Raw genomic sequence first — 15,537 nt, 5'->3', positions numbered from 1 at the left:
GCGGGATCGGGGAAGGAAGAAACAACCGGGCAACCCCGATGACCCGCCCCCGATATACGCGCACCCCACACTGAATCCCGTACGGCCGTGCGGGTGCCGTGGACCGGCCGGGGTGCGCCATGTCACCCCGGCCGGTCGCCCGAGAGCCCCTCAGAGGCCCAACGACCGCTTCAAGAAGTCGACTTGGAGCAGCAGGAGATTCTCCGCCACCTGTTCCTGTGGCGTCATGTGCGTGACGCCCGACAGCGGAAGCACCTCGTGCGCCCGCCCCGCCGCGAGCAGCGCGGAGGAGAGGCGCAGCGCGTGCGCCACCACCACGTTGTCGTCGGCCAGACCGTGCACGATCATCAGCGGCCGGTGCGGCTCCTCGGGGGCGACGAGACCTTCCTCCGTGACGAGGGAGCTCAGCCGGTACGCGTCGGACGCGGCCGCAGGTCCCGTCGGGTCGCCCAGGTAGCGCTCCGTGTAGTGGGTGTCGTACAGGCGCCAGTCCGTCACCGGCGCCCCCGCCACCCCCGCGTGGAACACGTCCGGACGCCGCAGCACCGCGAGCGCCGCGAGATAGCCGCCGTACGACCAGCCGCGGATGCCGACGCGCGTCAGGTCGAGCGGGAAGCGGTTCGCCAAGTCTTGCAACGCGTCGGCCTGGTCGTCCAGGGTCACCGTGAAATCGCCGCGGATCGCCTTCTCCCAGGAGGGCGAGCGGCCGGGCGTCCCGCGGCCGTCCGCGACGATCACCGCGAAGCCCTGGTCGGCGAACCACTGCGACGTGAGGTGCGGATTGTGGGCGGCCAGGACCCGCTGGCCGTGCGGGCCGCCGTAGGGGTCCAGCAACACCGGAAGCGGGCCGTCCGACTCCTCGTACGAGCGGGGGAGCAGGACGGCGCACGGGATGCGCCGCGCGCCCGCCTCCGTGAGCGTGACGCGCGGCGTGAGCCCCGGCCGCTGTGCGTGGGAGGCGATGGTCGCCGTCTGCTTGCCGTCGCGGTGGACCGTGACCCGGGCGCCGGGGTGGTCCGGGGTCGCCGAGACCAGGACCGTCACCTCGCCCGCGCGCACCGCCGAGTGCACCCCGGGCTCCTGGGAGAGCCGCTCCACGCCCAGTTCGTTGACGCGGTAGACATGGATCTCGCCCGTCTCCGGCTCCGTTGCCGCGGCACCCGCCGACGCCGAGATCAGCACGTCCTCGTCCGCCACGTCCAGGACCGCGCGCACGTGCAACTGCGGTCCTGTCAGGGGGCGTTCGCCCACCGCGAGGACGCGTGCGCCGCCCTCGTCCACGATGCGGACGAGCCGCCCGCTCGGCGTCCAGCACGGCGAACCAGGGAAAAGATCAAGCCATTCCTGATCTTCGTCCGCGTGCACCATGCGGGTCGAACCGTCGTCCGGGTCCACGGCCAGATACAGCTGGCTGAGCTGGTCTCGCGCCTGCACGAGGAGCAGCGGGGCGCCCGCCGACGACCAGTGCACCCGCGCCAGGTACGGGTAGCGGGCGCGGTCCCAGGCGATCTCGGTGCGGGCGCCGTCCAGGCCCACCACGAAGAGCCGCACGTCCGCGTTGGGCGTGCCCGCCGCCGGGTACGCGACCTTGGCGGGCTCGCGGTCGGGGTGCGCGGGGTCGGCGATCCACCAGCGCTGTACGGGGGCGTCGTCGGCGCGCGCGACCAGGAGGCGGTCCGAGTCGGGCGACCACCAGAAGCCGCGCGCCCGGTCCATCTCCTCGGCGGCGATGAACTCCGCCAGGCCGTAGGTGACTTCGGGCGCCTCGGGCTCGGCCAGGGCGCGGTCGTCCGTGCCGTCCGCCGCCGTGACGCGCAGGGCGCCCCCGGAGACGTACGCGATGTGGCGGCCGTCGGGGGAGGGGCGCGGGTCGATCACGGGGGCGGGCGTGGGGAGTTCGCGCGCCGTGCCCGCGCGCAGCTCCGCCGCGAACAGCCGCCCGGAGAGGGTGAAGGACGCCACCTCCACGGCGGCGTCCGTGGCGTAGCCGACGATGCCCGCGCCGCCCTCCCTGCTGCGCTCGCGCCGCGCCCGCTCGGCGGCCGAGAGGCGCTCCGCCGCGCCGTCCAGGAGGGCCTGCGGATCGGCCGCGACGCGCTCGGCGCCGCCGTTCTCCAGGTCCAGGACCCAGAGTTGGCCCGCCCGGTCGGTGCCCGAGGCGGAGCGCAGGAACACCACGCGCGATCCGTCGGGCGCCACCGTGAACGCGCGGGGCGCGCCGAGGGTGAAGCGCTGGGTGCGGGCGTGCCGGCGCGGGAATGAAACGTACGCGGTGGTCTCCGTGGTCATTCCCCGAGACTATGGCGCATGCGCCCCTTGTGCTGCTGTGCTCCGACTCATGCGTCCGCACGGATAGTTATGATCCGTAGCGCTTCGTGGGTATGAACCTGCTGGTGTGTCCGCTCAGGGTACGGATCTGGATCTTGGAGGTGAGCCGCCGTGGCACTCTCGATTTCGGCGGTGGTGCTACTGGCGATCATCGTCTTCCTATTGATCAAGAAGTCGGGTCTCAAGGGCGGCCACGCCGTCGCCTGCGTGCTCCTCGGCTTCTATCTGGCGAGCTCCTCCGTGGCGCCGACCATCAATGAGCTGACGACGAACGTCGCGGGCATGATCGAAGACATCAAGTTCTGACACATGAAGTTCTGAGAAGTTCTGACACGTCACGTTCTGGCACATCACGTTCTGGGTGCCGCCCTCAGCGGGTGGAGGGCGCGGGCTTCAGTGGGTGAGGGGCGCGGGCGCGCGGGCTCGTAGGGTGGTCCCATGACGGAACCGCCCGCCCGGCGCCTGCTGCTCGTGCACGCGCACCCCGACGACGAGTCGATCAACAACGGCGCAACGATGGCCAAATATGTGGCCGAAGGTGCCCGGGTCACCCTCGTGACCTGCACGCTCGGGGAAGAAGGCGAGGTCATTCCGCCCGAGCTCGCCCATCTCGCCGCCGACCGCGAGGACGCCCTGGGCGCCCAGCGCATCGGCGAGCTGTCCGCCGCGATGAAGGAGCTGGGCGTCGCCGACCACCGCTTCCTCGGCGGGACCGGGCGGTACCGCGACTCCGGGATGATGGGCGCCGAGCAGAACCACCGGGACGGATCCTTCTGGTCCGCCGACCTCGACGAGGCCGCCGCGTCCCTCGTGGAGGTGATCCGCGAGGTCCGCCCGCAGGTCCTGGTCACCTACGACCCGGACGGCGGCTACGGCCACCCCGACCACATCCAGGCCCACCGCGTCGCGATGCGGGCCGCCGAGCTGGCCGGCGAGAGCGCCTTCCGCGCCGACCTTGGCGAACCGCACCAGATCGCCAAGATCTACTGGAACCGGGCGCCGCGCTCCGTGGTCGAGGAGCGCTTCCGGTGGCTGACCGACGAGGCGCTGCCGCAGTCGCCGTTCACGCGGGCCGGTGCCGTCGCGGACGTGCCGGGCGTCACCGACGACGAGCGGGTCACCGCCGAGATCGACGGCCGCGCCTTCGCGGCGGCCAAGGCTGCGGCCATGAGCGCGCACGCCACCCAGGTCGAGGTGCGGGGCCCGCTGTTCGTCCTCTCCAACGGCCTCGCGCAGCCCGTCTTCGACGTGGAGTACTACGAGTTGGTGCAGGGCGACTCCGGTGCGCCCGCCGGTGAGCGCGAGACGGATCTCTTCGCGGGACTCGAACTCGAAAGGGTGACGGGAGTATGAGTACGCGTTCCAAGGCCGCCTCCGGGCCCTCGAAGCCCTCGAAGCCGTCGAACGGGGCCTCCGGCGGGTCCGGTGCCGCCGCCGCGCCCGGCGGGTTCATGGCGCAGCCCGTCAATGTCGTACGGATCGCCGCGTACGCCGGGCTCCTGGTGCTCGGCGCCGTGGTCGGCATCGCGGGCGCCCTCGTCCAAGCGGGCTGGTTCCCGGGCGGGTTGCTGCTCGCGCTGCTCGGCGCCGCGGGCACCTTCTTCGGCGGGGCGCGCGCCACCGGGACCCGGGCGGGTGCGGTGGCGCCCGCCGCCGGCTGGGTCGTCGTGGTGCTGTTCCTGACGGCCACGCGGCCCGAGGGGGACTTCCTGTTCGGGGCGGGCCTCGGCTCGTATGTCTTCCTGCTCGGCGGGATGGCCGTCGCTGTGATGTGCGCCACCCTCGCCCAGTCACCGCAACCAGGCGGGCACAGCGCCCGACTTGGCAAGTGACGTACCACTTCCGCCCGCGCCCGTCACGGCTTTGACGTCGGTCACAGCTTGCGTGTCGGCGGTGGACAGTATGGTGGTGCGCGCCGCCGAGCCGCCCGAGCAGTCGAAGGTCGTAACGGGCGGTGGAGCCAACCGGGAGAACCTGCCTTGAGTCGTGAAACTGACAGTTCGTCCTCCGGGCCCCAGGGGCGCGGTGGAGCCGCTTACCCCTCGGGGACCCCGCCGTACGGCTCGCCCGCGCAGGGCGGCCCCGTCGGCGGCGGTCCGGAGGGCGCGCAGCGCCAGTCGGCCGACGAGCGGCCCGACGAGCCCGAGACCCAGACCACGCTGACCACGCGCATCCGGATCAACATCCCCGGCTCGCGTCCCATCCCACCGGTCGTCATGCGCACGCCGATGGGTGAGGGAGAGGACGCGGGGCGCGGGACGGACGAGCCGTCGCCGGGCGCCGCGAACGGCGCGGGACCCGGTGCGGGCGCCACGGCCCCGGCACCGGCCGCCGACACCGCGCCCGAGGAGCCCGCGAGCGAGGAGCCCGCGGAGCCGACCAGCGACTGGTTCGCGCCGCGCAAGAGCCCCTCGCGCCCGCAGGGCGGCGCCACGGGTTCTCCTGCCGCCCCCTCCTCAACTCCCGCGGCCGGTACGCCGATCGTGCCCCCCGCCGTTCCCTCCGCCCCCTCCGCCCCTGCTGATGGCAGCGGCGGCGATACGGGTTCCTTCGACGTGTCCGGTGCGGTCGCGTCGGGTCCGCTGGGCAGCGGGGCGCCGCAGGGGCGTGAGCCGCAGCGCGGTGACCTTCCGTACTTCTCGGCTGGTGCTGGTGCTGGTGCTGGTGCTGGTGCCGGGGACGACTTCGGTGACTTCGACGGGGCCGTCGGTCCCGCCGGGCCCTCGGGCCCGACCGGTGGACCGGTCACCGGCGACAGCCCCCTGGCCCCGCCGACGCCGCCCGGCCCGCAGGTGACGAACGCGCCCCGGCCTGGTGGCATCAGCGACGACACCGCCATCCTCACGCCGCAGAAGCCCGCCCCGCCCACGGCCCAGGGCGGCCCCGGTGGACCCGGCGCCCCCGGCGGAAACGTCTCCGGTGAGACCCTCAACAGCGGCATCCCCGTCGTACCGCCCGCGCAGAACTCCCCGTTCGCGACGGGCCCCCAGCAGCGCTCCCCGCTCGACGAGCCGGGCCCGCACACCCCGCCCCGCCTCCCCGAGCCGGTGCAGTCCGACGTGCCCGCCGCCAAGCCCGCGCCCAAGAAGAAGGGGCGCAACAAGCTGGTCCTGGTGGCCGTGGGCGTCGTCGTCCTGGCCTGCGGGGCGTACGGCGCGGGGCTGTTGATGAACCACGCCGACGTGCCGAAGGGCACCACGGTGCTCGGCGTCGACATCGGCGGCGGCACCCGCGACGAGGCCGTCAAGAAGCTCGACGGCGCCCTTGGCGAGCGCGTCACCAAGCCGCTGAAGCTCTCGGTGGACGGCAAGGAGGTCGCGCTCAAGCCGGACCAGGCGGGCCTCACGCTGGACAGCCAGGCCACCGTCCGCGAGGCGGCGGGCAGCGACTACAACCCGGTCTCGGTGGTCGGCTCCCTCTTCGGCGGCGAGCGCGTCGTCGAGCCCGTCATGCCGGTCGACGAGGAGAAGCTGGCGGCCGCCCTGGAGCGGGCCGCGGGCGGCTCGGGCTCGGCGAGCGACGGCACGGTGAAGTTCCTGCCGGGCAAGGCCCAGGCCGTGTACGGCAAGGAGGGCAAGGGAATTGACGTCGACGCGTCGACGGCCGCGGTCGCGGACGCGTACAAGAAGCAGGTGCAGACGGGCAGCGCCGGGTCGGTGCAGGTGCCCGTCACCGACCGCAAGCCGAAGATCTCCAAGGCCGAGGTCGACCGCTTCATGACGCAGTTCGCCAAGCCCGCCATGTCCGCCAACGTCACGATCCAGGCGGGCGGCAAGTCGCTCCCGTTCGGCCCGGCGAAGACGCTGCCGAAGGTGCTGGAGACGAGGGTCGTCGACGGCAACAAGCTCCAGGACCACATCAACCTCGTCGAGCTCAAGAAGGCGTACGGCAACTTCTTCGACGGCGTCCTGATCACCCGCGGCAACGGCAAGAAGACGCCGGTCCAGCCGACGGACGTGGCGGTGGCGATGCGCAAGGCGCTGCTGGGCAAGACCCCCGCCGAGCGCGTCGGCGTGATCGCGACCAACGCCAGCTGACCCGGCACCAACTGTTCGCATCGGTCAGTCGACCGGAACGGCACCCCGAGGGCCGGGCGGGCTCATCCATCGAGCCCGCCCGGCCCTCGCCGTTTCCGCGGTGCCCCGCCCCGTATGACAGCTGCTCCCCGGCCCCGTATGACATCTGTCATCTCCGACTCACCACACTCGACACTGCCGCCCCGCGCCTGTGACCAGCCACGATGGGTCCCATGACGACGACAGCAGGAGGAGCCGCCCCGGTCGCCCCCGTGGTGAGCTTCACGCAGGTGAGCAAGAGTTACGGAGACGTCCGCGCCGTGGACGCCCTCACGCTCGACCTCCATCCGGGCGAGACGGTGGCCCTGCTCGGGCCGAACGGCGCGGGCAAGTCCTCCACGCTCGACCTGCTGCTCGGCCTGCGGCAGGCCGACAGCGGCACCGTCCAGGTCTTCGGCACCCCGCCGAGGGACGCCATCACGGCGGGCCGGGTCGGGGCGATGCTGCAGAGCGGCGGCCTGATGGACGAGGTCACGGTCCGCGAACTGGTGCGGCTCGCCTGTGCGTTGCACCCCCGGCCGTACCCGGTCGGCGACGTCCTCGCGCGCGCCGACATCAGCCAGATCGCGGACCGCAAGGTCAACAAGCTCTCCGGCGGCCAGGAGCAGCGCGTCCGCTTCGCGCTCGCCACCGCGGGTGCCAACGACCTGATCGTCCTGGACGAGCCGACCACCGGCATGGACGTCACCGCGCGCCAGGCGTTCTGGGCCACCATGCGCGAGCAGGCGGACCAGGGCCGCACGGTCCTGTTCGCCACCCACTACCTGGAGGAGGCCGACGCGATCGCGGACCGGGTCCTGGTCCTGCACCGCGGCCGGCTCCTCGCCGACGGCACCGCCGCCGAGATCAAGGCCAAGGCGGGCGCCCGCAAGGTCGCCTTCGACCTGGAGGCCATCGACGGGCCGCTCGCCGAGCAGCTCCGCACCCTCCCCTTCCTGACCACCATCGACGTGTCCGGCCACACCGTCCGGCTGCAGTCGACCGACGCCGACGCGACCGTGCACGCGCTGTACGGGCTCGGCGTCTACCCCCGCAATCTGGAGGTCGCGGGCCTCGGCCTCGAGCAGGCTTTCGTAGCGATCACCGCAGCCGAGGAGGCCAAGGCGGCATGACGAACACCCTGACCGCGCACGGGACTTCGGCCGTGCGCAGCGCCTTCGCCTCGCGGGCGCTGATCAAGCTGGAGATCACCCGGGCCCTGCGCAACCGCAAGTTCCTGTTCTTCTCGGTGATCTACCCGTCGATCCTCTTCCTGATCGTCGCGGGCAGCCAGGACAGCGGCAGCCGGGTCGACGGCACCGGGCTGAGCGTGCCCGCGTTCATGATGGTCTCGATGGCCTCGTTCGGCGCCCTGACCGCCGTCCTCATGGGCAACAGCGAGCGCATCGCCAAGGAGCGCGAGAGCGGCTGGGTGCGCCAGCTGCGGCTGACGAGCCTGCCGGGGCGCGGCTACGTCCTCGCCAAGACGGCGAGCGCGGCCGTGGTCAGCCTGCCGTCGATCATCGTGGTCTTCGTCGTCGGCGCGCTCGTCAAGGACGTCCGCCTGGACGCCTGGCAGTGGCTCGCGCTGACCGGCGCGATCTGGGCGGGCAGCCTCTGCTTCGCCGCGCTCGGCGTCGCCATCGGCTATCTCGCGTCCGGCGACGCGGTCCGCCCGATCACGATGATCATCTACTTCGGGCTCTCCATCCTCGGCGGCCTGTGGATGCCGACGACGACCTTCCCGCAGTGGCTGCAGGACATCTCCTCGTGGCTGCCCACGCACGCGTACGCTGCCCTCGGCCGGGCGATCGAACTGGGCGACGCCCCGCACGCGAAGGACGTCGTGCTCCTCGTGGCGTACTTCCTGCTCTTCGCGGGCGGCGCGGCGTGGCTGTACCGGAAGGACACACTGAAGGCGTGAGCGTGTCAGACGCGGAGAGCGAGTCCGGGGGCGGCGTGCACCCCGTGGAGACGTTCGGGCAGCCCCCGCAGGGCCGCAGGGCTGTCCTCACCAAGGCGGTCTGGATCGGCATCTGGCTGGTCTTCCTCGCCTCCCCGGTGCGGGACCTGGCCCACGGCCCTCACTCGACTCCCGCCACCGTGCTCGGCTGGCTCGGCCTCGCGGCCTTCGTGGGCTGCTACCTGACGCTGGTCTTCCGCTACACCACCAAGATCATCGACTGGGGCAAGGTGATCGGGTCGTTCGGCGTCCTCGTCTGCCTCGCCACGGTCCTCGGCCTGTGCTTCGGTGACCCCTGGCTCGGCCTCTTCGTGTACGTCGCCGTGTCCGCCGGAGCCGTCCTGCCGATCCGGTACTCGGCGTGGGTCATCCCCGGCGTCACGCTCCTGATGATCCTGGTGGGCCTGCGCGACGACGGCCTCGGCGACCTCATCACCAACCTCGGCATCATCACCCTCCTCGTCGGCTTCGCGATGTCCGGCGTACGCGAGCTGGTGCGCACGACCGTCCAGCTCCGCCAGGCCCGCGCGACCGTCGCCCAACTCGCGGCCAACGAAGAGCGGTTGCGGCTCGCCCGCGACCTGCACGACCTCCTCGGCCACTCGCTCTCCCTCATCACGCTCAAGAGCGAGCTCGCCGGGCGCATGCTCCCCGACCACCCCGACAAGGCCGCCCAGCAGGTCGCCGACATCGAACAGGTCAGCCGCCAGGCCCTCGTGGACGTCCGCCAGGCGGTCACCGGCTACCGCAGGCGCACCCTCGCGGGGGAGCTCGCCGGGGCCCGTACGGCGCTCACGGCCGCCGGGGTGGAGGCGGACGTCCCGCTGGAGGCGGAGCGGCTCCCCGGCCGCGAGGAGGAGGCCGCGCTCGCCTGGGCGCTGCGGGAGGCCGTCACCAACGTCGTACGGCACAGCGGCGCCCGCCGCTGCACGGTGACCCTCGGCGCCCACGAGACGCTCGGCGGCCCCGTCCTCCAGCTGACGGTCACCGACGACGGCACGGGACCGGGTGGCGCCCCCGGCGGCGCGGCCACCGGCAGCGGCAACGGCAACGGCCTGACGGGTCTGACCGAGCGGCTCGCGGCGGTCGGCGGCGTCCTGGAGACGGCCCCCGCACCCGGCCGCGGCAGCGGCTTCCAGCTCACCGCCCGGGTCCCGCTGACCACCGACGAGGGCGATGCGCCGGGCGCCGAGGCACCCGCCATAGGATCACCGGCATGAGCGACGACCGCAGCATCCGAGTCCTCCTGGCCGAGGACCAGTCCATGGTCCGCGAGGCGCTCGCGGCGCTGCTCGGCCTCGAACCGGACATCGACGTGGTGGCGCAAGTGGCGCGCGGCGACGAGGTGCTGGACGCGGTGCGCGCCCACGACGTGGACGTGGCGCTCCTGGACATCGAGATGCCGGGACAGACGGGGATCGAGGCGGCCGCCGAGGTCAGGGCCGCGCTGCCCGGCGTGAAACTGGTGGTCCTCACGACGTTCGGCCGGCCCGGATACCTCCGCAGCGCCATGGAGTCGGGCGCCGACGCCTTCCTGGTCAAGGACGCCCCGGCGGCCCAACTCGCCGAGGCGGTACGCAAGGTGCTCGCGGGCGAGCGGGTCATCGACCCCACCCTCGCGGCGGCGGCCCTGGCCGAGGGCGCGAACCCCCTGACGGACCGCGAGCGCGAGGTCCTGCGCGCGGCCGCGGACGGCTCCACGAACGCGGAACTGGCGACGGCCCTGCACCTGTCGCAGGGGACGGTGCGCAACTACCTGTCGACGGCGATCCAGAAACTGGCGGCGCGGAACCGGGCGGAGGCGGTACGGATCGCGCGGGACAAGGGCTGGCTCTAGCGGGTTCGTGGGTGGGGCGGGGTGGGGACGCGGCGGTATGTCCGTCCTCGAAAAGCCGGGGGCGCCGGACGAGTACATGAGTACTCGGGTGGGTGGGGTGCTGTACTGCGGGCGGACATACCGCCGCGTCCCCACCCCTTGCGCCGTCGCCCGTCTGCGGGCCGTCTCCCTTCGGTCTCGGCGGGGGTATTTCAGCCCGTCCGGCGTTTGAGGACGAGGCCGTTCAGGCCGATGGGGGGTCTGGGGGCGCAGCCCCCAGGGGGTGCCCCAGGGGCGATGGAGTCGCCGTTTCGGGAAGGGGCGGGGCTGGGGAAAAGGCCCCGCAGGGACCACCCGCACCCACCCCACCGAACAGCCCCCACCCCAAAGCCCGGCCCCAACAACTAGTTCAGCCGAGCCCTCGCCGCCCGCGCCAGCGCCCGCACACGCTCCGCCGCCTCCTCGTCCACGGCGGTCACCACCTCCGCGTAGTCCTCCAGCTCCGCCGCCCCCTCCTGGAACTCCCCGCGCTGTACGAGGAGTTGAGCCCGCTCGTAGCGCAGTCGGGCCGGGTGGGAGGGGAGGAGGAGGGAGAGTTCCACGGCCCACAGGGCGACGTCCGAGCGCTCGGGCCGGGCGGCGGCCCACGCACGGATGTTGTTGAGCACGCGCAGCACGATGTCGAGCGGATCGGCGGGGCTCAGCATCGACGGGTCGAGCGGCGCCCCCGTCGCCCCGGCCACCAGGAGCTCCGCGTCCGTACCGGTCAGGACCCGCCCGCTGTCGAACGGGTCGGCGAGGACCTGGTCCTCCAAGTCGCCGCCCGGAGCGCCCCCTTGGGGGCCGAAGCCGACCACGAAGTGACCCGGCAGGGCCACCCCGTACACCGGTGCGCCGGCCCGCCGCGCGACCTCGATCCACACCACGGACAGCAGGATCGGCAGCCCCCTGCGGCGGCGCAGCACCTCGTGCAGGAGCGAGGACTCCAGGCGCTGGTAGTCGCCGGGGCTGCCCTGGAAACCGCAGCGGGCGCCGAGGAGTTCGGCGAGCGCGGCGGCCCACTGCCGGGGGCCGCCGGGCCGGAAGGGGACGAGCCCGGCCAGCCGGTCGAGCTCGATCTGGGCCGCGTCGAGCCCCGCCTCGTCCAGGCCGGGGTCCGCCTCGGCGCCGATGAGCAGGCAGAGCAGGGCCAGGTCAGGCCGCTCGGACCTGGCCTCTTCGGCGAATCGACGGCGCCGCTCGGCGGAGCCGGAGCCGGAACCGGAGCCGGATCGGGGATGCATAGGAGCCTCGTGCCCTCTCAGTCCGATCGCTAGCGGTCGGAGTCGGGAAGTGGGTGGGTCGGCGGGTGGCCGGGGGCCCGCGCGCGCCCCCGGCCGCGGTGCCCCGGCCGAGGACGGCCGAAGGGCTCTACGCGCGCCCTCGGCCGTGGTCGGCCGCGAGGCCCTGCGCGGGCTCCCGGTAGTGGTGGTAGGCGTGGTGCCGCGCGAAGCCCATGCCGTCGTACAGCGCCCGCGCGCCCCCGTTCTCGTCCTCGACCTGGAGCCAGGCCGCCGACGCCCCCTCCGCCAGCGCCTGCCGGGACAGCGCGGCCATCACGGCGGTGGCGAGCCCCTGCCGCCGGCACTCCGGGTCCACCTCGACGGCCATGAAGCCCGCCCAGCGGCCGTCCACCACACAGCGCCCGATCGCCGCGGGCCCCGCCCCCGCGCTCTCGCCCGGCACCGTCGCGAACCACACCGAGGGCCCGCTGCCGAGCACCTTCAGGACGTCGGGGCCCGGCGTCCCGAGCCGCTGGTAGCGGCCGAGCCAGGCGTCGTCCGCGGCGCGCGCGAGCCGCACCCGGTCCACGTCGGCGTCCAGGTCGGCGACGGGCGCGAGCCCGCCGATGTGCACCGCGGCCGAGACCTCCAGGGACCAGCCCCGCTCGGCCAGCTGCGCACAGAGCGTCTCCTGCGTTCCCTCCGCCCCGGTGGCCGTCTGGACGTAGGCGGGCAGGGAGCGATCGGCGTACCAACGGCGTACGTACGCAAGGGCGTCGTCCAGCGGTCTGTCCGGATCGCCGGTCGGCAGCACGGAGTTGGCGCGGCGGGTGAAGCCGGACGCCGCCCGCAGCTCCCAGCCCCCGAGTTCCTCGCTCTCCACCGGCTGCCAGGCCCGCGCCGTGACCCGCGCCAACTCCTCGTACGAGGCGGCCGGACCGCGCCGGCGTGCGGGCGCGGCGGGGACCACCTTGCCCGCGACCAGCGTGTGCTCGGCGATGCGGACAATCTCACCGTTCCGGCGTGTGATCACCACCACACCGTTGTCCCACGATGTGAGAACACCCACCGTGTCGGTGAATGTGCCATCTGTTGTTGCCGGTTCGTATCGGCGCCGAACAGAGACACGTTTGCCCACGTCAGATGGGGTGATTCGGACTTCTAGCCGTCCGCCCGCAGTGAATTCCACAGCTCTGTTCGCCCCTCCTGTACGGATCATGCCCGGGAACGGTGATACTAGGGGCGGGCATCGACGACGCCGCGCTCCCGCGCGCCAGGCGAGCGGAGCCTGAGGACGGCCCGCCAACGCCCGTATCGAGGAGGAACGACAGCGTGACCTACGTCATCGCGCAGCCTTGTGTCGACGTCAAGGACAAGGCGTGCATCGAGGAGTGCCCGGTCGACTGCATTTACGAGGGCTCCCGGTCCTTGTACATCCACCCGGACGAATGCGTCGACTGTGGAGCCTGCGAACCGGTCTGCCCGGTCGAGGCGATCTTCTACGAGGACGACACTCCGGAAGAGTGGAAGGACTACTACAAGGCGAACGTCGAGTTCTTCGACGAGCTCGGTTCGCCCGGCGGTGCGAGCAAGCTCGGTCTCATCGAGCGGGACCACGCCTTCATCGCCGCGCTGCCGCCGCAGAATCAGTAGCAGCGGCCGCTAGGAGCGTCATGCCCCGGTCCCGTACGGCAGTCTGCCGTGCGGGACCTCGGCATGTACGCCGAAGCCGTCGCACCGCACGGACGATCGGCACGACGGCCGCAAGTAACCTGCGCACCACGGGAGTTGCCCCATGACCACACTGAATGACCGCCTTCCCGCTTTCCCCTGGGACAAGCTGGAGCCCTTCAAGGCCACGGCCGGGGCCCATCCGGGCGGCATCGTCGACCTCTCCGTGGGCACTCCCGTCGACCCCGTGCCCGAGCTCGTCCAGAAGGCGCTGACCGCCGCCTCCGACTCCCCGGGCTACCCCACGGTGTGGGGCACCCCCGAGCTCCGCGACGCCATCGCCGGCTGGTGCGAGCGCCGCCTCGGCGCCCGCGGCGTCACCCACCGGAACGTGCTCCCCGTCGTCGGCTCCAAGGAGCTCGTGGCCTGGCTGCCGACCCAGCTCGGCCTCGGCCCGGGCGACGTGGTGGCCTACCCGCGGCTCGCCTACCCGACGTACGAGGTCGGCGCCCGCCTCGCCCGCGCCGCGTACGTGACGTACGGGGACGACCCGACCGAGCTCGACCCCACGAACCTCAAGCTCCTCTGGCTCAACTCGCCCTCGAACCCCACCGGCCGGGTGCTCTCCAAGGAGGAGCTGACCCGCACCGTCGCCTGGGCGCGCGAGCACGGCGTGCTCCTCTTCAGCGACGAGTGCTACCTGGAGCTCGGCTGGGAGGCGGAGCCCGTCTCGGTCCTGGACGAGGAGGTGTGCGGCGGCTCGTTCGAGGGCATCGTCGCCGTCCACTCGCTCTCCAAGCGGTCCAACCTGGCGGGCTACCGGGCCGCCTTCATCGCCGGTGACGCGGACGTCCTCGGCGATCTGCTGCAGATCCGCAAGCACGGCGGCATGATGACCTCCGCGCCGACGCAGGCCGCCACCGTCGCGGCCCTCGGCGACGACGCGCACGTGCACGAGCAGCGCGCCCGCTACACCGCCCGCCGCACCGCCCTGCGCGACGCGCTCGTCGGCCACGGCTTCCGCATCGAGCACAGCGAGGCCAGCCTCTACCTCTGGGCCACCCGCGACGAGTCCTGCTGGGACACCGTCGCGCACCTCGCGGAGCTCGGCATCCTCGTGGCGCCCGGCGACTTCTACGGCCCGGCGGGCGCCCGCTTCGTGCGGGTCGCGCTCACGGCGTCGGACGAGCGCGTCGCCGAGGCGGTCGAGCGGCTCTCCTGAGCGGCCTTCCGGTGGTCACGGTCCGCGTACGCGAGCCCGAGCGCGACCGCCACGGAGGCCGCCGAGACCAGGGCCATCGCGTCCGCGGGTGACGTCCACTGCGCCACGGCACCCGCGAGCGCGGCCCCCACGCCCTGCATCGTGAGCATCCCCGAGGCGTGCAGGCCGAGCGCGTGCCCGCTCAACTCGTCCGGCGTCAGGGCCATCAGGCGCTCCTGGTGCAGCAGGCTCGCCGAGTACCCGGCCGAGGAGAGCACCACGGCGGCCACCGCGACGGGCAGCGAGGGGGCGAGGGCGAAGGCCAGATAAGGCGCCGCGAGCAGCAGGTTCAGCGGCAGGCGGAGCCGGGAGCGCCAGTGCGCGGGCACGAAGCGGCCGGTCACGATGTCGCCCGCGAGCATGCCGAGCGCGGCGCAGGCGAACAGGAGGCCCGCGTTCCGGGGCGCGTACGGGACGTAGAGCGACTCACAGCCCACGATCAGACCGTTGGGCACCCACAGCACCAGGAAGGTGTACCGGCGCGGCCTGCTCGACCACAGCAGGGCGTTGGTGCGCCAGGTCGCGCGCACCGACGCGCGGCCGGTGGCCCGGGGCGGCCTGCGGCTGAGCCCGCAGCGGGCGCAGAGCGCGGCGGCGGCGTAGAGGGCGGCCCCGGTCAGCAGCGTGCCGCGCGGCGAGAGCGCCGTCACGAGGATGCCGCCGGTGGCGAACCCGCAGATCTGCATGGCCCCCGCCGCCATGTTGAACACGGACCGGCCGAGCAGGTAACCGTCCCTCGGCAGCACCTCGTTGAGCAGCCCGTACCGCACCCCGCCGCCGAGCGAGCCGAGCACGCCCAGGGCCAGCACGACCCCGAAGGCCGCCCCCACGGGCAGCCCCGGGAGCGCGAGCGCGGCGGTGCCTACGGCGAAGGCGAGGGCGAGCAGGCTCAGCGCGGCGCGCGGCGGCAGCCGGTCGGCGGCCGACAACAGCACGGTCGCGCCCACGACTTGGGCGAGCGAGGGCCCGAACATGGCGAGGGCGGACAGCAGGGGGGGAGCCCGTCGCCGCGTAGATGAGCGTGGCCAGGCCGAGCCCGCTCACGGTCTGGGCCGCCACGGTCGCGGCGGCCGTCAGGAAGAGGGGCGTGAACTCCGGGGTGCGGAAGAGCTCGCGATAGGTGCGCATGAGCGCCGAGTCTCGGCGGGGGCGGGCGGGGCGCGTTAACGTTTCGCGACAGG

The 15,537-nt window shown here is 73.1% G+C and carries 13 protein-coding genes and 1 pseudogene; 10 read left to right on the top strand and 4 right to left on the bottom strand.

Annotated elements, in window-relative coordinates:
* Nucleotides 1-150: 150 nt before the first annotated feature.
* Nucleotides 151-2,289, bottom strand: coding sequence for a S9 family peptidase (locus ACQB60_RS37565; protein WP_496930572.1), 2,139 nt, complete (start codon nucleotides 2,287-2,289; stop codon nucleotides 151-153).
* Nucleotides 2,290-2,439: 150 nt separating this feature from the next.
* Here ACQB60_RS37565 and ACQB60_RS37560 point away from each other — a divergent pair, with 150 nt between their 5' ends.
* The 8 genes from ACQB60_RS37560 (at nucleotide 2,440) to ACQB60_RS37525 (ending at nucleotide 10,183) form a co-directional block, all read left to right on the top strand.
* Nucleotides 2,440-2,634, top strand: a complete 195-nt coding sequence (locus ACQB60_RS37560) for a hypothetical protein (RefSeq protein WP_384846676.1) — start codon at nucleotides 2,440-2,442, stop codon at nucleotides 2,632-2,634.
* 132 nt (nucleotides 2,635-2,766) lie between these two features.
* Nucleotides 2,767-3,681, top strand: a complete 915-nt coding sequence (gene mshB, locus ACQB60_RS37555) for an N-acetyl-1-D-myo-inositol-2-amino-2-deoxy-alpha-D-glucopyranoside deacetylase (RefSeq protein ID WP_496930571.1) — start codon at nucleotides 2,767-2,769, stop codon at nucleotides 3,679-3,681.
* Between the two features lie 98 nt (nucleotides 3,682-3,779).
* Nucleotides 3,780-4,160, top strand: coding sequence for a DUF6113 family protein (locus tag ACQB60_RS37550; RefSeq protein ID WP_496930610.1), 381 nt, complete (start codon nucleotides 3,780-3,782; stop codon nucleotides 4,158-4,160).
* Nucleotides 4,161-4,307: 147 nt separating this feature from the next.
* A complete protein-coding gene (locus tag ACQB60_RS37545) occupies nucleotides 4,308-6,365 on the top strand; it encodes a hypothetical protein (protein WP_496930570.1) in 2,058 nt (685 codons plus the stop codon).
* 212 nt (nucleotides 6,366-6,577) lie between these two features.
* The gene (locus ACQB60_RS37540; protein WP_496930569.1) at nucleotides 6,578-7,516 is read left to right on the top strand and encodes an ABC transporter ATP-binding protein; all 939 of its coding nucleotides are present in this window, start codon (nucleotides 6,578-6,580) and stop codon (nucleotides 7,514-7,516) included.
* Nucleotides 7,513-8,307, top strand: a complete 795-nt coding sequence (locus tag ACQB60_RS37535) for an ABC transporter permease (protein WP_496930568.1) — start codon at nucleotides 7,513-7,515, stop codon at nucleotides 8,305-8,307. Before ACQB60_RS37540 ends, ACQB60_RS37535 begins: the two co-directional genes overlap by 4 nt.
* Nucleotides 8,304-9,566 carry a sensor histidine kinase gene (locus tag ACQB60_RS37530; RefSeq protein WP_496930567.1) on the top strand — a complete coding sequence of 421 codons (1,263 nt, stop codon included), beginning with the start codon at nucleotides 8,304-8,306 and terminating at the stop codon, nucleotides 9,564-9,566. Before ACQB60_RS37535 ends, ACQB60_RS37530 begins: the two co-directional genes overlap by 4 nt.
* Complete coding sequence (locus ACQB60_RS37525) at nucleotides 9,563-10,183, top strand: response regulator transcription factor (RefSeq protein ID WP_496930566.1); 621 nt, start codon at nucleotides 9,563-9,565, stop codon at nucleotides 10,181-10,183. The genes ACQB60_RS37530 and ACQB60_RS37525 overlap by 4 nt, the downstream gene beginning before the upstream one ends.
* Before the next feature lie 383 nt (nucleotides 10,184-10,566).
* On the opposite strand, the gene ACQB60_RS37520 is transcribed toward ACQB60_RS37525, so the two are convergent.
* The gene (locus ACQB60_RS37520; RefSeq protein WP_496930565.1) at nucleotides 10,567-11,445 is read right to left on the bottom strand and encodes a transglutaminase family protein; all 879 of its coding nucleotides are present in this window, start codon (nucleotides 11,443-11,445) and stop codon (nucleotides 10,567-10,569) included.
* Nucleotides 11,446-11,572: 127 nt separating this feature from the next.
* Nucleotides 11,573-12,613 (bottom strand): GNAT family N-acetyltransferase, encoded by a 1,041-nt coding sequence (locus ACQB60_RS37515; RefSeq protein WP_496930564.1) that lies wholly within the window; start codon nucleotides 12,611-12,613, stop codon nucleotides 11,573-11,575.
* Between the two features lie 143 nt (nucleotides 12,614-12,756).
* Between ACQB60_RS37515 and fdxA the strand changes: the two genes are divergently transcribed.
* Together fdxA and dapC are read left to right on the top strand one after the other, a co-directional pair.
* Nucleotides 12,757-13,077, top strand: coding sequence for a ferredoxin (fdxA, locus tag ACQB60_RS37510; protein WP_030573070.1), 321 nt, complete (start codon nucleotides 12,757-12,759; stop codon nucleotides 13,075-13,077).
* A gap of 142 nt (nucleotides 13,078-13,219) precedes the next feature.
* On the top strand, nucleotides 13,220-14,317 hold the full coding sequence (gene dapC / locus ACQB60_RS37505) for a succinyldiaminopimelate transaminase (protein WP_496930563.1): 1,098 nt from the start codon (nucleotides 13,220-13,222) through the stop codon (nucleotides 14,315-14,317).
* Here the strand turns inward: dapC and ACQB60_RS37500 are convergent.
* Nucleotides 14,230-15,484 (bottom strand): annotated as a pseudogene (locus tag ACQB60_RS37500) (MFS transporter). The gene dapC and the pseudogene ACQB60_RS37500 sit on opposite strands and share 88 nt — an antisense overlap.
* Nucleotides 15,485-15,537: the final 53 nt, after the last annotated feature.

It is taken from the genome of Streptomyces odontotermitis (genome assembly GCF_050510915.1).
Lineage (GTDB): Bacteria > Actinomycetota > Actinomycetes > Streptomycetales > Streptomycetaceae > Streptomyces.
This window is presented reverse-complemented; position numbering and strand designations above follow the sequence as displayed.